Annotated in this window: 12 protein-coding genes; 5 read left to right on the plus strand and 7 right to left on the minus strand. The window is 50.7% G+C overall.

Translation table 11 applies throughout. From position 1 onward, the window contains the following. Positions 1-30: 30 nt before the first annotated feature. Positions 31-4,929 (minus strand): hypothetical protein, encoded by a 4,899-nt coding sequence (locus ACNQKP_RS07650; protein ID WP_417863904.1) that lies wholly within the window; start codon positions 4,927-4,929, stop codon positions 31-33. A 290-nt stretch (positions 4,930-5,219) separates the two neighbouring features. Between ACNQKP_RS07650 and ACNQKP_RS07655 the strand changes: the two genes are divergently transcribed. Continuing rightward, positions 5,220-5,957, plus strand: a complete 738-nt coding sequence (locus tag ACNQKP_RS07655) for a DUF5602 domain-containing protein (protein WP_417863905.1) — start codon at positions 5,220-5,222, stop codon at positions 5,955-5,957. 1 nt (position 5,958) lies between these two features. Here ACNQKP_RS07655 and ACNQKP_RS07660 read toward each other — a convergent pair whose 3' ends face one another. The 3 genes from ACNQKP_RS07660 to ACNQKP_RS07670 form a co-directional block, all read right to left on the minus strand. After that, positions 5,959-6,750 (minus strand): hypothetical protein, encoded by a 792-nt coding sequence (locus ACNQKP_RS07660; RefSeq protein WP_417863907.1) that lies wholly within the window; start codon positions 6,748-6,750, stop codon positions 5,959-5,961. 8 nt (positions 6,751-6,758) lie between these two features. Further along, positions 6,759-7,610: a hypothetical protein gene (locus ACNQKP_RS07665; protein WP_417863908.1), complete on the minus strand. Its 852-nt coding sequence runs from the start codon at positions 7,608-7,610 to the stop codon at positions 6,759-6,761. A gap of 126 nt (positions 7,611-7,736) precedes the next feature. Next, positions 7,737-9,350 carry a hypothetical protein gene (locus tag ACNQKP_RS07670; protein WP_417863910.1) on the minus strand — a complete coding sequence of 538 codons (1,614 nt, stop codon included), beginning with the start codon at positions 9,348-9,350 and terminating at the stop codon, positions 7,737-7,739. A 222-nt stretch (positions 9,351-9,572) separates the two neighbouring features. Here ACNQKP_RS07670 and rnhA point away from each other — a divergent pair, with 222 nt between their 5' ends. Next, a complete protein-coding gene (rnhA, locus tag ACNQKP_RS07675; RefSeq protein ID WP_417863911.1) occupies positions 9,573-10,337 on the plus strand; it encodes a ribonuclease HI in 765 nt (254 codons plus the stop codon). A 6-nt stretch (positions 10,338-10,343) separates the two neighbouring features. Further along, the gene (locus ACNQKP_RS07680; protein ID WP_011165493.1) at positions 10,344-11,120 is read left to right on the plus strand and encodes an SDR family NAD(P)-dependent oxidoreductase; all 777 of its coding nucleotides are present in this window, start codon (positions 10,344-10,346) and stop codon (positions 11,118-11,120) included. A 33-nt stretch (positions 11,121-11,153) separates the two neighbouring features. On the opposite strand, the gene ACNQKP_RS07685 is transcribed toward ACNQKP_RS07680, so the two are convergent. From ACNQKP_RS07685 to nadB, 3 genes are read right to left on the minus strand one after another with little or no spacing between them, the layout of a single operon-like run. Beyond that, on the minus strand, positions 11,154-11,750 hold the full coding sequence (locus tag ACNQKP_RS07685; protein ID WP_011165492.1) for a hypothetical protein: 597 nt from the start codon (positions 11,748-11,750) through the stop codon (positions 11,154-11,156). Next, entirely contained in the window at positions 11,750-12,601 is an 852-nt protein-coding gene (locus ACNQKP_RS07690) for a lysophospholipase (protein WP_417863913.1), read from the minus strand. Before ACNQKP_RS07690 ends, ACNQKP_RS07685 begins: the two co-directional genes overlap by 1 nt. Positions 12,602-12,639: 38 nt before the next feature. Then, positions 12,640-14,253: an L-aspartate oxidase gene (gene nadB / locus ACNQKP_RS07695; protein ID WP_417863915.1), complete on the minus strand. Its 1,614-nt coding sequence runs from the start codon at positions 14,251-14,253 to the stop codon at positions 12,640-12,642. A gap of 139 nt (positions 14,254-14,392) precedes the next feature. Here nadB and ACNQKP_RS07700 point away from each other — a divergent pair, with 139 nt between their 5' ends. Continuing rightward, a complete protein-coding gene (locus tag ACNQKP_RS07700) occupies positions 14,393-16,645 on the plus strand; it encodes an ATP-binding protein (protein WP_417863917.1) in 2,253 nt (750 codons plus the stop codon). Next, the gene (locus tag ACNQKP_RS07705; RefSeq protein ID WP_417863919.1) at positions 16,646-18,136 is read left to right on the plus strand and encodes a GGDEF domain-containing protein; all 1,491 of its coding nucleotides are present in this window, start codon (positions 16,646-16,648) and stop codon (positions 18,134-18,136) included. Positions 18,137-18,140: the final 4 nt, after the last annotated feature.

Raw genomic sequence — 18,140 nt, forward strand, 5'->3', positions numbered from 1 at the left:
AGAGGAATCCGCGCCAGGAGAGCCTTTTTATTATCTGTTGTACTCTGGGTTTGTCATCAGAGTCAGTTTGTTCAGGAACTCAAGGTTCTTCATGATGATGCCGTAGGAAACTTCCAGACCGCCGCCATCAACCAACTGGGAGGAAATATCACCCAGTTGAGCCAGAACTTCCAGACCCTGCTGTTTGCTCAGAGCTTCACCAGCAGTTTTCATCGCTTCGTTCAGAGCGTTGAAGTCCAGAGCCAGCAATGGAAGAACTTCTGCCAATTGAGCTGTCTGAGCTGCCAATTCACCTGCTGCCTCCTGAGCGCCCTGCTGCTTAGTCAGAACCGCTACAGAGATAGAGATCACCTGGTCATTCAGTTGAGCCATCAGCTCAACTTGTTTTTCAATGCTCAGGTTCGGGTTGGCTTTAACCATTTCCGCAGAAACGATTTTACCATCCTTGTTCAGCTCGTTCAGTTTCGCTGTCAAAGCGGTTTTCGCCTCAGTCAGTTTCGCTTCCATCTTACCCTGAGTAAGCATGTTCTGAAGCTGAAGGATCGCCATGTTCTGCATCAGTGGGTTCAGAACTTCTGCATTCTGGATGAAGAAGTTTTTCTGAGCTGCCACGTCAACCAAAGTCTGGGAAGCCAAAGCGTTGTCCAAAGCCCAGAAGCTCAGACGAGTTTTGGATTTCTCAGATACACCCAGCTGGCTCAAAGCGGTTCTGTCAGAAGGCGCTTTACCCAAGCTGCTGCCGACTTTGAACAGAGTTGCAAAGTTGTCTTTGTCGCGCAGAGTGGAAGCTTCCAGATTCAGGATCGCGTGGATACCAGCGTAGAATCTCATGGAAGCAGTCACCGTTGCTTTTTCACCCTGGATTGCCTGCAAAGTAACGTCTTCGTTAGAGAACGTTGGTTGCAACTGATCCAGCATCATGCCAGTGATCGTGTTCACGAACAGGCTGTTTTCAGCGCTCATGCCCAGGATGTACTTTTCGAAATCCAGGAACGAGAACTGGATGCTGTTGTAGTAGTACTTGTATGAAGGGTAGCCCTTCATAGTCAGCATTTCCATGGCCGTGATTTTTTCGTACTCAAGGCCCACAGTGTCCAGACGGTCTTTCGTAGTGGAGATATCCTGGATTGCACGTTTTTCAACGATCGCAACATCCATGGAAGTCTTGCCAGTCTCTTCACCTTTTTCGTTCACTTCTTTCTTCTCGTAAGGAACCGCAATGAAACGGTCCGCGCTCTGGAACAGGGAGTTTGCATCCGGAGTGTTGATCAGCTGCGTGTAGAACAGGTACGTCTTCAAAGAAGCCTGTACGTAGTCCTGGATCGCAGGGTTTCTGTTGTCAACAACCAGCATGTAGAACAACTCGTCCATGAACTTACGCATACGGAACTGGTAGTAAGAGGACATGGAGCTTGCGCGGATGGAAGTTCCAACATCAAACACCAGACGGTCCCAGGAGTGGAACGAGTTCACGTACATGCTTTCCCAGTCGTTGATATTGGACTCAACGATCTCTTGAGCGGAAGTACCGAAGTCGTGACGCTCACACGTAGGCTCGTAACCAACGTCTTTGTCTGTGCAGTACATGTACTCTTTCAATACGCCCTGAACCTGGTACTTGTTGAAGTTAGCCCAGCCGTTCTTAGCGAAGTTGGCTTTGATCGTGCTGACGTGAAGGTACTTGCCGTTAACCAAAAGCTTTTTGGAAGCAGCGTTGCCTTCAAGTTTAGCGATCATTTCCGGAGTCGCCTCAACCAAGCCCAGGTGCGAAGCACGCAGAGCGCGGATGTCGTATGTACCCAGACCATCCCAATTGAACTTGCCTGGAGTCAGGTAGTCCATGATGGAAGAGTAGTTACGTTTGCTTTCAGTGCCGTCTTCGTTAGCGAAGTTCGCTTTGTCGAAGGAACCGATGAAGTTGTGAGTCAAGCCCTGGGAGTGACCCATCTCATGACCCAATGTATTGATGATTTCGATCTTCAAAGCCTGGTTGAATGGCATCGCGATGAAGCTGGAATCAGCCAGTTCCGCGGATGTTTTCATACAGCCTGGTGCATTTTGCATCGTAGCCATCATTTTGGCGTGGATTTCGCCCATTTTTACAGTTTTAGCCAAAGTCGCTTTCTCTTTGGCAGAAAGCTTGGAACCTTTTGCCGCAAGCATCTCGCGAGCCATCACTGTCTCGATTTCACGAGGAGTCATGCCTGGTTTTTCAGACAACGCCTTGTGAACCTTGCTCATCCAAGCGTCCTGAGTCTGTGGAGAAGAGAACTTGAAGTTGCTGTCGCCACCCAAAGATTTGCGCTCAGCCACCGCCGCTTTCAGGATGTTCATGGAAGCGCCGATGTTCTTAGCCTTCATTTTGGACTTGGCATCAGTCTGAGCGCCTTTAACCATGTTCACCATGTTACGAGTGAACTGAGTCGCCGCTACAGCTTTATCCTGAGCAGTGCCTTGCTGAGTCTGGGCTTTCTTCGCAGCCTCTGCTTCTTCAGCCTGCTGTTTTGCCAGCTGGGCACGAGCCTGTTCACGGAAGTCTTCCTTCATTTTGTCCCAGTTTTGCTTGATCTGCATGTTGCGGAAGTCCGCACCCACGCTTTGCAGCATGTTACCAGCGTAAAGGATCAAAGAGTCCGCAACCACGATCGCAGAGCGAGGGTTGAAACCAACCTGAGATACACCCAGGATGCCGTGGTCAGCCGGTTTGTTCTCAAAGTGGATAATGTTCTTATCAAGGTCACCCAAGTGAGCTTCTACACCGTTTTCACCAGCGATTTGCATTTCGATATAGTCACCAGAGCGCTCCAAAGCGGAACCTTTAAAGGCTTGTTTGTAAGCGAAGTTCCATGCCTTCACCAGCTCTTCAGTGGATTCGATGTAAAGCTTGCGCATTTCCGGATTGTCAGTCGGAAGACCAGTCACTGTGTAAACCAGTTTCTTGCCGTTTCTGAAGTCGTGAACCATTGGCAGTGCTTTTTCAGTGCCTTCGCGACCGCGCAGGTTGTTCTTGTCAGGATTTGCCTGACCGATAGTCCAAACACCGTAACCCAGTGCATTTTGTGCAGAGAACGGGATGGATTCAACAAACGCTTTGTCTGTAGAGCCGTCGTTCAATTTGAAGGATACGCGTTCTTTTACGCGAACCGCGGCCTGGTAACCTGGAGTTCCGTTGTAATCATCAAAGGCCTGGAAGTCACCGATGCAAGACCAGCGAAGACCTGTGGAGTACTGCTGAGTGAAGCTCAACACACCTTGTTCCAATTTCATGTTCACGTCAGTCACTTGAGTATCAGCGACACCAGTCAAGCAACCTTCATAGATAGCAGCGTAAGGGGATTTGTCCTGTGGAAGAGAATTCTTCGTCCAGTCCAATTCCATGTAGTCAGCATCTTTACGGGAAGTTTCAACCAGGCGGGCCATTGCGTATTTCGCGCCGGTAGCGTCCTTTTCTTCCAGTTTCAGGTATTTCACCGGCAAAGACATCAGTTCTTCGTAATCAACTGCGTTTGTGCCGGATTTGTAGTTGGCGATCAGGTCCGCTTTACGAACCACCACGCGGGATTCTTCAAGGTCGAACTTAACGATGGTCAAAGAACCGGCCATACCAGCAGCCAAACCTGGGGAAGCAGCAGAGAATGCCACGTCTTCGATCGTGCGCTTATAGAAGAACTCTTTGCCTTTTACATCAGCAATTTTGATTGTAGTGCGCGGGTCGAACTGAGTGTTCGCCTCTACTTTTTTAGCTTGTACGTTTTGAGCGATCTGAACCAGACCTACAGAGTCACCAGCACGAACCTCTTTGAAAGAGATCGTCGCGTCCTGGTTGCCTTCGTAGTCAACAACTGGCAGTTCCGGGCGTACATATGTTACTGGAACATCGTAACGCAGAACCAGGATACAGTTTTGTTGAGCATCAGCCGGAAGAGCTTTTACGATGTCTTCAGTACACTGACGAACGTTGGCGTTTTTAGCGCCGGATTTCAACTGAGCCAATTGAGAGTCAGTCAATACAGTTTTACCAACCTGACCCACTTCGAACACATGCAAAGCATCCACATCCAGCAAAGTCAGGATGCGAACGTCTTTTTCCAGGTTCACCGGAATCTGATAGTCAGAGTTCAAAGTGCCAGCAGTCATCAACTTATTGTTGATTTTGTTCATTACGAATGTGCGGTCCAGATCGCCGCGAGAAGCCGCGTCGATACCCACCGGCATACGATCAGCCGGGTTGATGGACACCTGGATGTGAGTTGCATCAGCCCAGTCAGTTGTTTTCATGCGAAGAGTGGAGGTCTCTTCGTTCAACTGATTTTTAACTCTTTGCAAAACACCGTAACCATTGATTTTGAATTTGAACAGTGGAACCAGCAGAGTTGCAGACTTCTGGGAGAGAAGAGCCTGCTTTTCTGAACGGATCTTTTTCAAGGAAGCCACCATGGACTTCGCTTTGCTGTTGTCTTTGGATTTCTGAAGTTGCTTTTGAAGCTGAACTTCCTCTTTCACCTGTGCCAGGTGTTTTTCCAGATTGGACAATTCAGAAGTGTCAGTCACGATTTTGTAAGCTGTCACGAACTGCTTATCAACAGAGAAAGTGATGGAGTACTTCTGGCCAGCCTGACCGGACATCTCCAGACCTTTAAACATATATTTAAGACGTTTTGGAACCTGGGAGTCGCGAACCGCAACCACACCTTTTTCCGCCGTCGCTTTGGAGGAGTCCCCCAGGCTTAGAGTGGAGAGACTGTCATCAGTCTGAACTTCATACTGAGAGTTCTCAGTTTGCAGCTCAGGGATGTCACTGATCGCAAAGATGTTTTCCTGGGCTTCTTCCGGCAAAGCGGCGTCCCTTTTCTTTGTACAACCAGTAGCAAAGATTGCCAGAGCCAGCAGGGCTGTGAAGGCCTTTGCGTATTGAGACTTGTTAGACATAACTCTCTCCATTCCTAAAATGTCACCTCTCGGGACCCATATCGAATATAAAGGTCTTCGGGAAATGACTCTCTCCTAAGAGGATATAAATGCATTGAAGGTGCCACGGTGAAACCACCTCAGTTTGAACTATTTGCATTTCAGCCGCGAAAGGTGTCCAGAGTTTGATCAGGGGACAATTAGGGCGTTTCTCATTTTGAGACGGCGCAAATACCTGATTCCCTACACAGGATCTTGTCTCGGAATGGTTCTGGGGATTGGCTATGGGTATATCTTCAGGGAGGAAGAATATGAAGCTGCTCACTCTTTGGCTTTCGGTTTTTTTGTTTGGAATCAGCTCGAATGCGGTGGTGGTGGTCTGGGGGCCTCCAACGACGATGGGGAATGGGGAGGTGAGAACCTTCATTGAAACCACTGATTTGGGAGAACCTCTTTCTATTGGGGTGGCCTTCCCGAAGGAGGCTATGGACGGTCTTTCCGAACATGCCCCTGAGGTCTTTGTGGTGGCTCTGCCGACGACGATGGCGTTGCCTCCGTACAATCATGTGATGCTGGACTGGATGCCGCACGGGCATGAGCCAGAATCAGTCTATGGCCGTCCACACTTTGATTTTCACTTTTATATGATGAGCTCCGAGGACCGTCAAAAGATCACCTGTCAGGGTGAAGATGAAGCCGTGTGTTTGAAACAACCCGCACCCGAGCTGATTCCGCCATTTTATACTCCGACTCCGGCAGGGGTTCCGCAGATGGGCTGGCACTGGGTGGATCCGCGTTCGCCCGAATACAATGGGCAGCCGTTTACTAGCACGATGATCTATGGGTTTTACAACGGAGAAATGAACTTCATTGAGCCGATGATGACCAAAGAGTTTATCCAGGCGACAACGTGGTTTGCCAGTCTGATTCCCGTCCCTGACAAGGTGATGATCAGCGGGCATTATCCCACGGCTTATTCCCTGGCATATGATCCGTTTAAAAATCTGTATTATGTGAAATTGAAAAATCTGGTGAAAAAAGAAAAGTGATTTAGAACACGCGCCCGCAGGCAGGTGCTTTCGGGCGGGCGATCAGAGTACGGCCCTTTTCCAAAGTGAAACGGTTCTGAGGGCGTTGATTCCATTGGATCTGGGCTTCAGAGGCCAGGTCCCCATGAGCGCGGGCGTTTTCAAGGGCGGTGTCCAGCATCGCCAGCCACAACAGGGCTTTGTTGCGTTCCATACTCCAGGCTTCAAAGGAAGCAGGAGCATAGGGCTTTCCAGCCATGGAAGAATCATAGTTTTTAAAGTAGTCAAAGATTCCCAAAGAGCTGACCGCTTTGTGAGGCTTCACCGCAAAATCAGTCTGATCATCAATCAGGATGGTGCGCGTGGGTGCTGCTTCCGGCATCACCAAGCTCAGATTCTTTTTAAAGCGGGAAGGAAAAGACAGTGTCTCATCCTGAGATACGACCTGCAGGTGGTCTTTGGAAAACACACGGTGAGCAATCTGCAGCAGGGACCTTCCATCGGACAGATGCACTTGCGACAGCAGAGTTTCGTTACGGGATTTAGTGCCCCCGCTGAAGAAGGAAATCCGTACATCCGGATGTCTTTGCATCAGGGTTTCGATCATTTCGGGCAGAAAGTCTGTGTGGCGGTAGGCTTTGTCCTCGACGACGCGTATTTGTTTGTCACCCTGGTGGTCGTTAGGATTTTTGATGCTGTAGAAGGTGGTCCAGTCGATATCAAAGACGATGTCAAAACCGGATTGTGGCGTGGTGGCCTGTGCCTGCGGCTGGAAACTCAAAATCAGAATGAGAATTGCCAGCCACAGTTTCATGAAGTTCCTTAGAATACAACAGTCACAGAGCCATAGACGATGGACGTGTCTTCGTCCATAAGGTCGATATTGGAATCAGTTCCGTTCGGCTTCAAAGTCGAACCGCTGTTGGTGTGACCCACTGCAATCGAGAACGTAGGATTGATTTCATAACCGACTTCCTGAGAGAAATCGAAAGAATCACGCATCACACGCTGGTAAGACCAGGTGTTCATATGCACGAAGTCCGCAGACAGGGAAATGCCGTTGGCAAAAGAGTAAGCAAAGGACAAACCCTGGTTCGATGAGTATTCTGTGTTCACAGATCCATCCAGAGCCGTTTCGTACTGGTGGAAGTTGCGGTTGAAGCCCAGAGTCGCCGTGATATCCAGTCCCGAAATGAGATAGTCCGGATTGACAATGAAAGTTGTTCCCGCCGTCAGGGCCGTGATCATATTCTGTCTTTTCTGAGCGTCTTTGGAAGTTGGCGCCACCATGCCCACGCGATAGTTCATGGACAGGCGTTTACCCACCTCGAACGGTGTTCGGTTCACACTGAAAGTGGTGTTGCTGAAAGAATCGTTTTGGGAGTCTTTCAAGTCCTGCGCATAACCACCCTGAACGCGAGCGGTGAAAGTGTTGTTCAGTTTAAGATTGAAGCGGGCCATATAGTCCATGGATTCCCCACGGGTGCCGTCTTCATAGTCGATCATATTGGTGGAATAGCTGGAATTGATAAAACCGCTCCAGCGGCGACCGTCTTTTTTCGGGGCTTGCATCACGGATGTTGCCGATGTCACAGAAGCATTGTTGGCAAACGCAGGCGCTGCCATCAGAGCACTGATCAGAAATCCAAGAACAGGACGAATAGCAAAAGACATAGGCCACCTCAGAACCATTACAACTGCGAATCGGGTGCCATTGAAATCCGACCTGAGCTGCAATAGGACCCAAGGTCACTGTCCAAGGTTTGGTCACCGGGCCAATTCCGGGGACCTCTCTGCGTCTTAGAAGACGACGACTGTCAGCTTGTCTCCCTTGGCAAGTTTCAGGGTGAATTTGATTTTGCCACCAGCCACGTCGTACTGATCGGCCTTGACCTTTTCAAGCTCTGCACCGCTCTTTCTCTTTAACAGCACATCGCGGATCTTCATACCCTCTGGAATCTCCAAAGGAAACTCCTGGCTGATATACGAAACAGAGGAAGCGATTTTATCAAAGGCTTTTTTATAACCGTCATCGTCCTGACACAGGGAATAGGTCTGCACAACGCCAGGACTGGAGCTTTGCAGGCGTTCAAAGGTTTCCGCATAAGACTGTCCCATTTTCAGCTCGCAGCTTTGACCGTGGGTATTGCCCACCACCGCCATAAAGTAGTTTCCTTGCAGAGCCGTCTTGGAAATATCGCTAAGGAAGTTCTGGGCTAAATCAGTCCCGCCCTCCAGCAAATACCCCGAACGCACAATCCCACGGCGCACCCCTGTTGGGCCCGTCATTTTACAGGCCTGAGTCGCAGCCGTCCCTGGGTAAATGGAAGCAAGATAAGCCATGATATTCGCATGTCCACGATAGGCCTGAGAACAATAGTCCGTCAAACCTTCGCTTTCCTCTACATAGTATGTGGAAGCGCCTTCGGTGTATTTACATTCTGTCAGTTGAACCTGGTTAAAATGGAAATTAACCCCATTATAAGAGACCGTCTTGCCCACCAGCGCAGCCATACTGTCCTGAACACGCTTTAAGTCCTCGCCCTGACAGTTCTGTCCTGCCAAGCCAACTTCACTTTGTCCTTTTGCCAGATAATTGTAACCATAGAAAGTGCGCGTTTCGACGTTCGTGCTGACTCCGTCACGATAGCCCACCCCAGTGAACGTAAATGGAATGCTGACTCTTTTATAAACGACAGACATCGTGCGGTCATAGTTATAAACCAGATCATTCATACAATGACGACCTTGATAATTGTCTTCGTCCGTCAGAACAAAGAAGACCACCTTTTCATTTGTCGCAGGTTTCTGATATTTGTTTGCCGCGAACTGAACAATCGAACACAGAGCGGATTCATTATCACTTCCGGCCGTTCCCATATTCAGCACGGATTGTTTGATACTATTCACGCGAGACTGACGAACTGACGCCGAATCACGGGGGTCCAGCACGATAGACTGTGGACTTCCACCATAAATCGTTTTAGCAATGGCTTGAGTGTCATTGGCGGCCAGCTCTGAAATGTCGTTCACATAAACTTCACTGCCTGTTTTCACGCTTCCATAAATCAAAGTGCCAGAGGCGTTAAGATAACTGGAGGTGGACATAAGCTGCACAGTCACCTTTTTCGTGGCCAAAGAGGCCAGCAGACCGTCGATACGAGCGACCAGTTCTTCCTGTGATTGCTTCATTGTCTGGGAGTTATCGACCACCAGAACCAACTGTGTCGATGGGTATTCCACAGATTCTTCCGTTTGGAACTCAGACACTTTGGCATTTTCGGGAAGTTCGCCGTCAATTCGATAGGCCGTTTCAGAGTCCATATCAAAACGCAAATTTTGCGGTGCACAGTTCTGAAAAGAAAGAACCAATATGGACGCCCCGGCCAAAGCCGCCAACCTATTCTTTTTCACACATCCCCCCGGATATCTGACTATTATTCTACTTATTGTGGAATATCAGGGGAGACCTTGTCTCAAAAAAGTACAGGGTTCCTAAGACAAAGCGTCTCGAACTTCTGTGCGAACGCCTAGGAGAACGGGACTGTAGGGGGTGGCGCTGGATGAATCAAGGCGGCGTTAATTCCTACTCCGACTACGCACAGGGCATTGACAGAAAAGCCCCGGCTCGTAAGGATGTTGGGCGTGTCTACAAATACTCGCGATCATATCATGATTTATTCCGACGGAGCTTGCTCCGGCAATCCCGGCCCTGGGGGCTGGGGCAGTGTGATTCTTTACCCTGACAATCAGGTGCAGGAGCTGGGGGATGGTGAAAAATCCACCACCAACAACCGCATGGAGATGACGGCCGCCCTTGAGGCATTGAAGGCCGTTGCGCACATGAAGGTGCCAGTGCGTTTCTATACGGACTCCACCTATCTGATCCGTGGAATCACCCAGTGGGTCCACGGGTGGCGTCGCCGCGGCTGGAAAACAGCTGAAGGTGGCGAAGTTTCCAATCAGGATATCTGGGAAGATCTGTCCCATGTTGTTGCTGCACGGGGAACCCATGGCAAGATTGAATGGCACTATTCCCGCGGTCACGTGGGAATCCCGGGGAATGAGCGCTGCGACCGCATTGCCGTGGCGTTTTCCAAAAACGACTATGTGTCTTTGTACTCTGGGAGTTTGGATCAATATCCCTACGATCTGTTGCAGGTTCCTGCTGACACCAGCCTTCCAGAAATGAAGGGCCCTGGTGAAAAGAAGAAAGAAGCCTTTAGTTATCTGAGCAATCTGGGGGGATTGGTTTACCGTCACCGCACCTGGCCTGCGTGTCAGAAGCGAGTAAGCGGTCAGTCCGGGGCGAAATTCAAAAAAGCCACCTCGGCCGCTGAAGAAATCGAGATTCTGAAGTCCTGGGGTTTAAGCCCCAGCACAGTTATCAAGGAAGGATAAGCACTTATGGAAATCACCAACCGTCATGTCCTGATCACCGGAGCCAGTCGTGGAATCGGCCGTGCTTTTGCGAAAATCTGTGCTGAAGACAAAGCCAACCTGCATTTGGTGCTCAGAAAAAAAGACGACGAAGTTATCAAAGAGTTTGAATCCCTGGGCGCCAAGTCCGTGAACATCTGGGAAGCAGACCTGTCGACCCGTGAAGGAGTTGAGCACCTGCTGGAGCAGATCAAAGATGTGCCCGTGGATATTCTGTTCAACAACGCCGGTGTATTGACCGGGGGTCTGATTGAAGAGCAACCCATCGATGATGTTTATAAAATGCTGCAGGTGAACGTGAACGCTCTGGTGCATCTGACTCAAGGGGTGCTGCCGGGCATGCTGAAAAGAAAGCGCGGAAAGATCATCAATAACTCCAGCGTTTCGGCGTACATGAATTTCCCGTGCGCATCGACCTACGCGGCATCCAAGGCGGCAGTGATGGCTTTCACCAACTGCATCCGTCTGGAGCTGAAAGACACCGGCGTCAGTACCTTGCTGCTGATCACTCCGGGAATCAAAACCCGCATGTTTGATGAAATCGAAACTCTGTATTCCAAAAACTTTGTGATTCCGTCGGAATCAATGACTCCGGGCAAGTATGCCGAAGTCATCCGTGAAGCCGTGTTGCATGATCTGGAAGTGGTGGAACCATCGGGCTTAACAGGGGTGGGCTTGAAGATCGCAAAGCTTGCGAAGCCCTTGTTTGAAATGGAAGTCATGCGCCGGTTCAAGCGCTCTTAAAACTAAAAAGCCCGCTTTCACAGCGGGCTTTTTTTATTTTGAAGATTTGTAACTCAAAGTTCCTGAGCCCACCGGACCGGTGATGGTCAGCTTCTGGTCCTTGCCCTCGATGGAAATCATCGGGACCGGGAACGTGAAGGTGTAAGGGGTCGAGAAGCGGTTGTGAATCGGGTACAGACCCTGGATTTCAGCCAGCGGCAGTTTGATTCTTGTGGCTTTGCCTTCGAAGCGGCGGCCGTCCACATCCAGGAAGATTCTCCACACAGTGTCAGCTTTGTACAGATCGTCGTTCTTTCTTTCTGGTGTAAAGAAGGTCACAAAGAATTCAGACTGCTTGGAAAGACGCTGTTCAAACTTCGCTTTTTCTTCTGCGTATTTTTCTTCCGTCCACTGATACAGGCGCATGCTCTGATCCAGTTGCGCGGCAGCGACTTTGGAATTCAGCTGAATGCCTTCAACATCCAGCACGTTGTAAAAGCCGTTGTAGGTGCGAAGTTTGTCCGAGTTGTCTTCCAGAACTTGCATGTATTCGTCAGAGGTGCGCAGGGTGCGACCGGACGGAGTCACTTCATAAGTGGAAGCGCAGGCGGACAGGATTGTGACAGTGGCCAAGGCCAGAATATATCTCATTACTTAGACTCCAAAAAACCGTCGAGGAACTTTTTGATATCCGCATACACGGTCTGGCGGATCGTATCGTTGATCAATTCATGCTTGCCGCCCGGATAGACGTAAAGCTCTTTTTCCGTGGTGCCAAGATGTTCGTACAACGCTTTCGCAGCGGACGTGCTGATCACCGGATCAGCGTCAGACACAATCACCAGTGCCGGTTTCTTCAGCTGATTGGCGCGAGGGTTGACGAATTCAAAGGATTCCAAGAAGCCCAGAAAAGCGCCTGGTGAAACACGCGTGTGGCGAAGAGCATCCTGTTCGTATTCACGGATCACATCCGGATCGCGTGTCAGCATGTCGTTGGAAAGTTCATTCCCCATCGTGATCTGCGGCAGAAGTTTGTTCAGAATGCCAGCGCCTTTGGCTTTGAACGCCGGAACCGGAACTGTCAGACCCAGCAGCGGAGCACTGATCACCATCGCGGTGCAGTCGATGTCGGAATTTTGCAGCAGGGTTTTCAGCTGAATCAAGCCACCCATGGAATGACAGTACAAAATCACCGGGCCTTTTTTGACCTTTTCCTCTTTCATAACCATGTCGAGGAAGATTTTGTAGTCCTTGCAGTAATCGTCAAATTCCGCCACGTAACCACGGCGTCCGTCCGAACGACCGTGACCGCGCAGATCCCAGCCGTAAAAACTCCATTTGTCGTTTTCAAAAGCTTTGATCAGTCGGTGATAGGATTCCGAATGTTCGCCATGGCCGTGCGTGATGATCACGGTGCCGCGGGCTTCGGGATTGTCCCAAATCTGGAAGAAAAGGTTGATGTCTTGGTAGCCCTTAAAGAAGCCTTCAGATCGTTTGTACATACTGTCTTAGCTTGCCGTGCCCGTTTAAAGCGGGCAAGTCAATTCAGGCCTCGAACCACGATTGTATCCTGGGCGGTCTTGCTCTTTTCCGGATAGTCGAGATTGTAATGGATGCCTCTGGACTCATGTCTGCGCAAAGCGCATTCCACTGACAGATCCGCCACGATCGCGATGTTACGAAGTTCCAATATGTCCGGGTGGATCTTCATGTTCGAATAATATTCTTTGGTCTCTGAAAGAATGTTTTTCAAACGGTGCTGCGCTCGTTCCAGACGTTTGTTAGAGCGGACAATCCCCATATAGTTCCACATCAGACGGCGGATTTCGTCCCACATGTGGTTGATCACGATCATCTCGTCATCATTGGATTCCTGAGGATGAGTCCAGGCTTTGGGTTCTTTGTCGGTCAACTTGTAACTGTCCCAGTGCTTTTTGATTTCCTCAGCGCAGTTGTGAGCCGTGGTCAGGCACTCCAGCAAAGAGTTGCTGGCCAGACGGTTGGCGCCGTGCAGACCCGTGCAGGCGGTTTCGCCAATGGCCCACAGGCCGGTGATGTCCGTGCGCCCTGAAACATCTGTCAAAACTCCGCCGCACAGGTAGTGCGCGGCCGGCACCACCGGGATCGGCTGTGTGCTCATGTCGATGCCAAATTCCATACACTTGTTGAAAATTGTCGGGAAGCGCTGCTTTAGGAACTCGCGATCCAGTTTGGTCATGTCCAGGTACACGCACTCGGCCCCGGTTTTTTTCATTTCGTTGTCAATGGAACGAGCCACCACATCGCGCGGAGCCAGCGAGCCCAACTCGTGATACTTGCGCATGAAGGCACTGCCCTTGCTGTCGATCAACTCGCCACCTTCGCCACGCAGAGCTTCAGAAATCAGGAAGTTGCGGGAGTCGCGGTGGAACAGGCACGTCGGGTGGAACTGCATGAATTCCAGATTGGCGATGCGGGCGCCCACTCGGTACGCCATCGCGATGCCGTCACCGGTCGCGCCACCCCAGTTGGAAGTGTAAAGATAAACCTTACCCGCACCCCCAGTGGCTAGGGCGGTGTTTTTTGCTATAAAAGTATGCACCTCTCCGGTGTCCTTGCTAAGGGCGTAGCATCCGATGCAAGTCACAGGATCCATGTCCGCAGGGTCGACTTCTTTGTTCACGATCAGATCGATGGCGTAATACTTTTCCATCAGGGTGATGTTCGGATTTTCGCGAACTCGCGCCAATAAAGTGCGATGGATCTCTAAGCCAGTTTGGTCCTCGAAGTGAAGAATGCGTCTTTTGCTGTGTCCGCCTTCGCGCGTCAAATCCACTTCGTTGGTTTCTTCGGAGCCGCGGCGGCGGACATCGAAATGAACTCCCCAGTTTGTTAAATCTTTAATGCGATCAGGGGCTTGCTCTACATAATCGCGGACGACAGTTTCTTTGCAAAGACCGGCTCCAGCCGTCAAAGTGTCCTGCAAGTGAGCCTCGAAACTGTCCTCTTCGGACATCACTGCGGAGATTCCACCTTGAGCCATGGCAGAGTTCGTTCCGCCGGCGCTTTCTTTGGCCAGCACGATCACTTTTCCATTTTCCGAAAGCTTCAGAGCCAAAGCCAAGCCAGCAGTGCCAGAGCCGATAATCAAAATGTCGCAGCGGTGAGTACTCATAGTGGGGATCTTCTACCCCTTTTAGTGGCATTTGCAAAGGACTCTTGCTTGATTCTTACCAGTTTCTAAAACTACAATAAAATCAAAGGTATCTCGCTCTTGGAAGAGCGTGGAGAAGTTACAGGAAGGAACTGCCTCAATGAAAGTTAAACTCATCGTCGTTCTGATTGCGGTGGCGACTGTTTTCATCAGCGCTGTCTTGTGGCGGACGGACAGTTTTGTCTATGGAGATCGAATGAGTTGGGTCGAAGCGCAGACCCGCACCCAGTTGGGGGCCATCAACCATTCATTGACGGTGGAACTGAAATCCCTGCAGCGCCTGGTTTCAGGTTTGAATTCTGAAAGTTTTCAAAAAGGAAAAATGAACTGGAGTTCTTTGTCGCCATACTATGCGGTGGCGGCATTCTCTGTGCGTGGGTCCGAGCTGGATCCGCAAGCTTTGTCCGTTCGTGAAAATTCCAAAGCCGCCAACTGGAACAAAGAGTTCGTGAAGGCGGCCATTGGCAACATCGGTGCGCGCGGCAACGACATGAGATTTTATGTGAAGCCCTTCCAGGATTCTCAGCGCGGTCGTTATGTCGCGCTGGTGTTTTTGGAAGGCACGCGCGCTTATGCTTTGATCGGCTCAGGGGAAACCTTCCAGTCCCTGATCGACGCGCAAAAAGGTTCGTTGAGTGCATTTTCGATTGTGACCGCCACGGGTCTGACCGTGGGCCACTCGGTGCCTGAATATCTGGGCACCGTGATGCGTGATGATCCTGTCTTCCGTGAAGCGCAAAAAAGCGGTTCTTCCCACGGCAGTTCTGTTTTCAAACTTGCGTCTGGTCAGGATCTTTACGGCATGTTTGAAATGATCCCGCAAAGCAATCTGTATGTGCTAAGTTCCGCTCCGCTGAAAGAGGCGATGAAGGGGCGCACCGGTTTGTGGTGGCAGTTCCTGCTTCTGGGAGCGGGCCTGGTGCTGGTTGGTGCGGCTGCTGCATTATGGGTGATTTCACCTGCAGAAAAAGAAATTGAAACCCTGGAAACCCAGCTGGCAGAAGCGAAGGCAAAACCAGCTCCGGCTCCGGTGGTGGAAAAAGTCATCGGGCAAGATCCAGAGATCGCTCACAAAGAACGCCTGGATGCTTCGATGCGTGTGGCTTCAGCGCTGGCGCATGAAATGCGCGGGCCTCTGGCTTCCATTCTGGGTTATTCTCAGGTCATTCTTTCAAAATCTCCGGAAAGTGAAGTTGTGCAAAGCACGGACTCCATCCTGCGCGAAACCCGCGCCGCCCGCTCTGTGCTGGACAAGCTTCTGGGTTACGCTGGCGAAGAAGTAAAAGAAAAAAACGCCATGCGTGTTGAAGGCCCGCTGGTGCGTGCACTGAAGCAGCTGGATACGCTGTTTGCGCAAAAAGGTGTGAAAATCACCAAAGACATTCAGGACACCCACGCAAAAGATCTGGATGTGGATGGTGTGACCCGCGCGATGGTCAACATCATGACCAACTCGGTGGAAGCGATGGAACGTATGGCGAAAAAGGAAATCAAGGTTTCCCTGTACGAATCCGAAAGCGGCACTCATCTGGACATCGAGGACTGCGGCGAGGGCATTGAGCCTGCGAATATCGAAAAGATTTTTGATCCGTTCTTCACAACTCGCTCGTTCCAGAATCACATGGGCCTGGGTTTGTCGGTGGCCTTCGGTATTCTGAAAGAGCACAACGCCGACGTGAAAGTCGAGTCCCAGCGCGGGCAGGGCACGAAAGTGATGATCCTGTTCAAGAAAACCATGGGCCTTGCCGTGATGAAAGCACCGGTGGCACCAAAGCAGGAGGAGGAAGAGGTGATTGTGATGAAAGAACTGCCTCGCCTGAAAGAGGAATCCCCGGAGCGCGCCGAAGCCGAAGCGAATTTCGTCGCGGCAACTGTGGTGCAGCCAGAGCCTGCGGCATCCCCACTGGATGTGAACATCGACAACCTGCTGGAAGAGCTGCCTGAAGTCGTGCCAGCCAAAGCAGAACCGGTCGCTGCGGCAGAACAAGTGATGGTTAAAAAGATTGTGAAAAAAACGGTGAAAAAGAAATCTCAGCCTGCCAGCGATGAGCTGACCTTCATCGACGGCTTCATGGGTGAAGAAGTTGAGGAGGAAGTTGAAGTGGAAGAGGAAATTCTAGTGGCCGCCGATGCGGTCGAAGCTTCCGCTGAAACTGTTGTGGCTGCGGCGACAGAACCGGTGACCAGTACCGCGATTCCGGTCGAGCCTGCTGCCGGTGCCAGCCTTGCTGATATGGATGATGAACTGACTCCGGTGAATTTTATCGTTCCGCCGAAAATGGCTGCTGCCAAAAAAGAATCCAAGCTCGACGGATATCATGTTGAAATTCGCCGCCCTGGAAAGAGGATTTAATTGAACATTCGCGATTACAGTTCTCAGTTTACAGTTTTTGTTTTCACCACGGATGTGGATCTGGGGGCGTCGGCGAAAGTGTATCTTTCGCAAGCCGGCTATGATGCCTATTTCTTCCAGGATCCCGAGACGCTGGAACAAAGACTGAAAGAGAGCGCCCCGCATATTCTGGTGTTTTCCACAGCGGCCCTGGCGGGTTCGCTGAGTGATTTTGTCAGCATCGTTCAGGGTATCAACGACGAGATCCGCTTTATTGCGGTCAGCTCGATTTCCCAGTTTGACATTCTGGCTCAGTACAACAGCCACGGATTCGTGGATGTGATTTCGGACGATGCTGCAGCCCTGGAATCCCGTGTGGTGTGGGCGGTGGACCGTGCCTGTGAAAAACTATATCTGACCTATCAGAACGAACAGCTGTTTGATGATTTGAAATCAACTGAATCGCGCATGGAAGAAGTTCACGCCGCGGCGGTGAAAAGCATGAAACAGGCCGAGGCTGAAAAAGCCCCGCCGGTTTCCATTTCAACCCGCATCGGTGAATATCGTTCTGCACAAAGCAAAGAGGATCTGATCCAGAAATATCTGAATCAGCTGCCGGGCAGTTTGTGTGTCTTCTTCAAGTTCCTGCCGTCGGTTCGTTCCTTTGTGGCGACTCACGCCAGTGGCATTCCGGGCTCTGACATTCAGGGTGTCGGTGTGCAGCTGGAATCCAACGACATGAAAGAGCTGAGCTCGCAAATGGCCATTGGCCTGTTGCCTCCGCGCTTTACTGAAATGCTGGTGGAAGCATTCCACTTCAGCCCGCCGAAAGCTTTGCCGCTGTATGCGCACAACGCTTTGGAAGGTGTGTTTGTTTATTCCGGCCAGCTGCCGGCTGAAGAAGTTGCGCGCATGAACGAAGAGTTCACGCTTTTGTCGCTTTGTTATTCGCACTTTTCTCTGGAAAAGAAAGTCGATTCCCTGGAAGTGCAGGACTTCGTCACTGAGGTCTATAACCGCAACTATTACCAGAAAGTTCTGGGCGATGAGGTGTCCCGCGCCCGCCGCCTGAAGCAGCCTTTGTCAGTTGTTAAAATCTCGATGGATGATTTTTATGAGATTGAATCATCTTTGGGTGAAGCGGTGAGAGATGAGTTGCTAAAAGCTGTGGCAACCATCATCACTAAGACCAGCCGAACCAATGACGTCACCTGCCGTACGGGGGTGAATGAGCTTGCTATGATTCTTCCGCACTGCCCGAAAAAGGGTGCGGCTTTGCGCGCAGAACGTCTGCGCCGGATCATTGAAGGCACTTCGTTCATGGATAACGGCATGAAGGTGTCCATCAGCCTGGGTGTCAGTGAGTATCCTTCCCTGTGTGATTCCGCCAAATCCTTGGATGAATCCGCGACGAAGGCTTTGCTTCACATCAACGACAAGGGCGGAAATAAAATTTGTTTGTTCAAGGCTCCGGAAACCCACAAGCCTGAATTTGAAGTGACAGCGGAATAGAGAC

The organism is Bdellovibrio bacteriovorus, from assembly GCF_048286975.1.
Taxonomy (GTDB): domain Bacteria; phylum Bdellovibrionota; class Bdellovibrionia; order Bdellovibrionales; family Bdellovibrionaceae; genus Bdellovibrio; species Bdellovibrio bacteriovorus_H.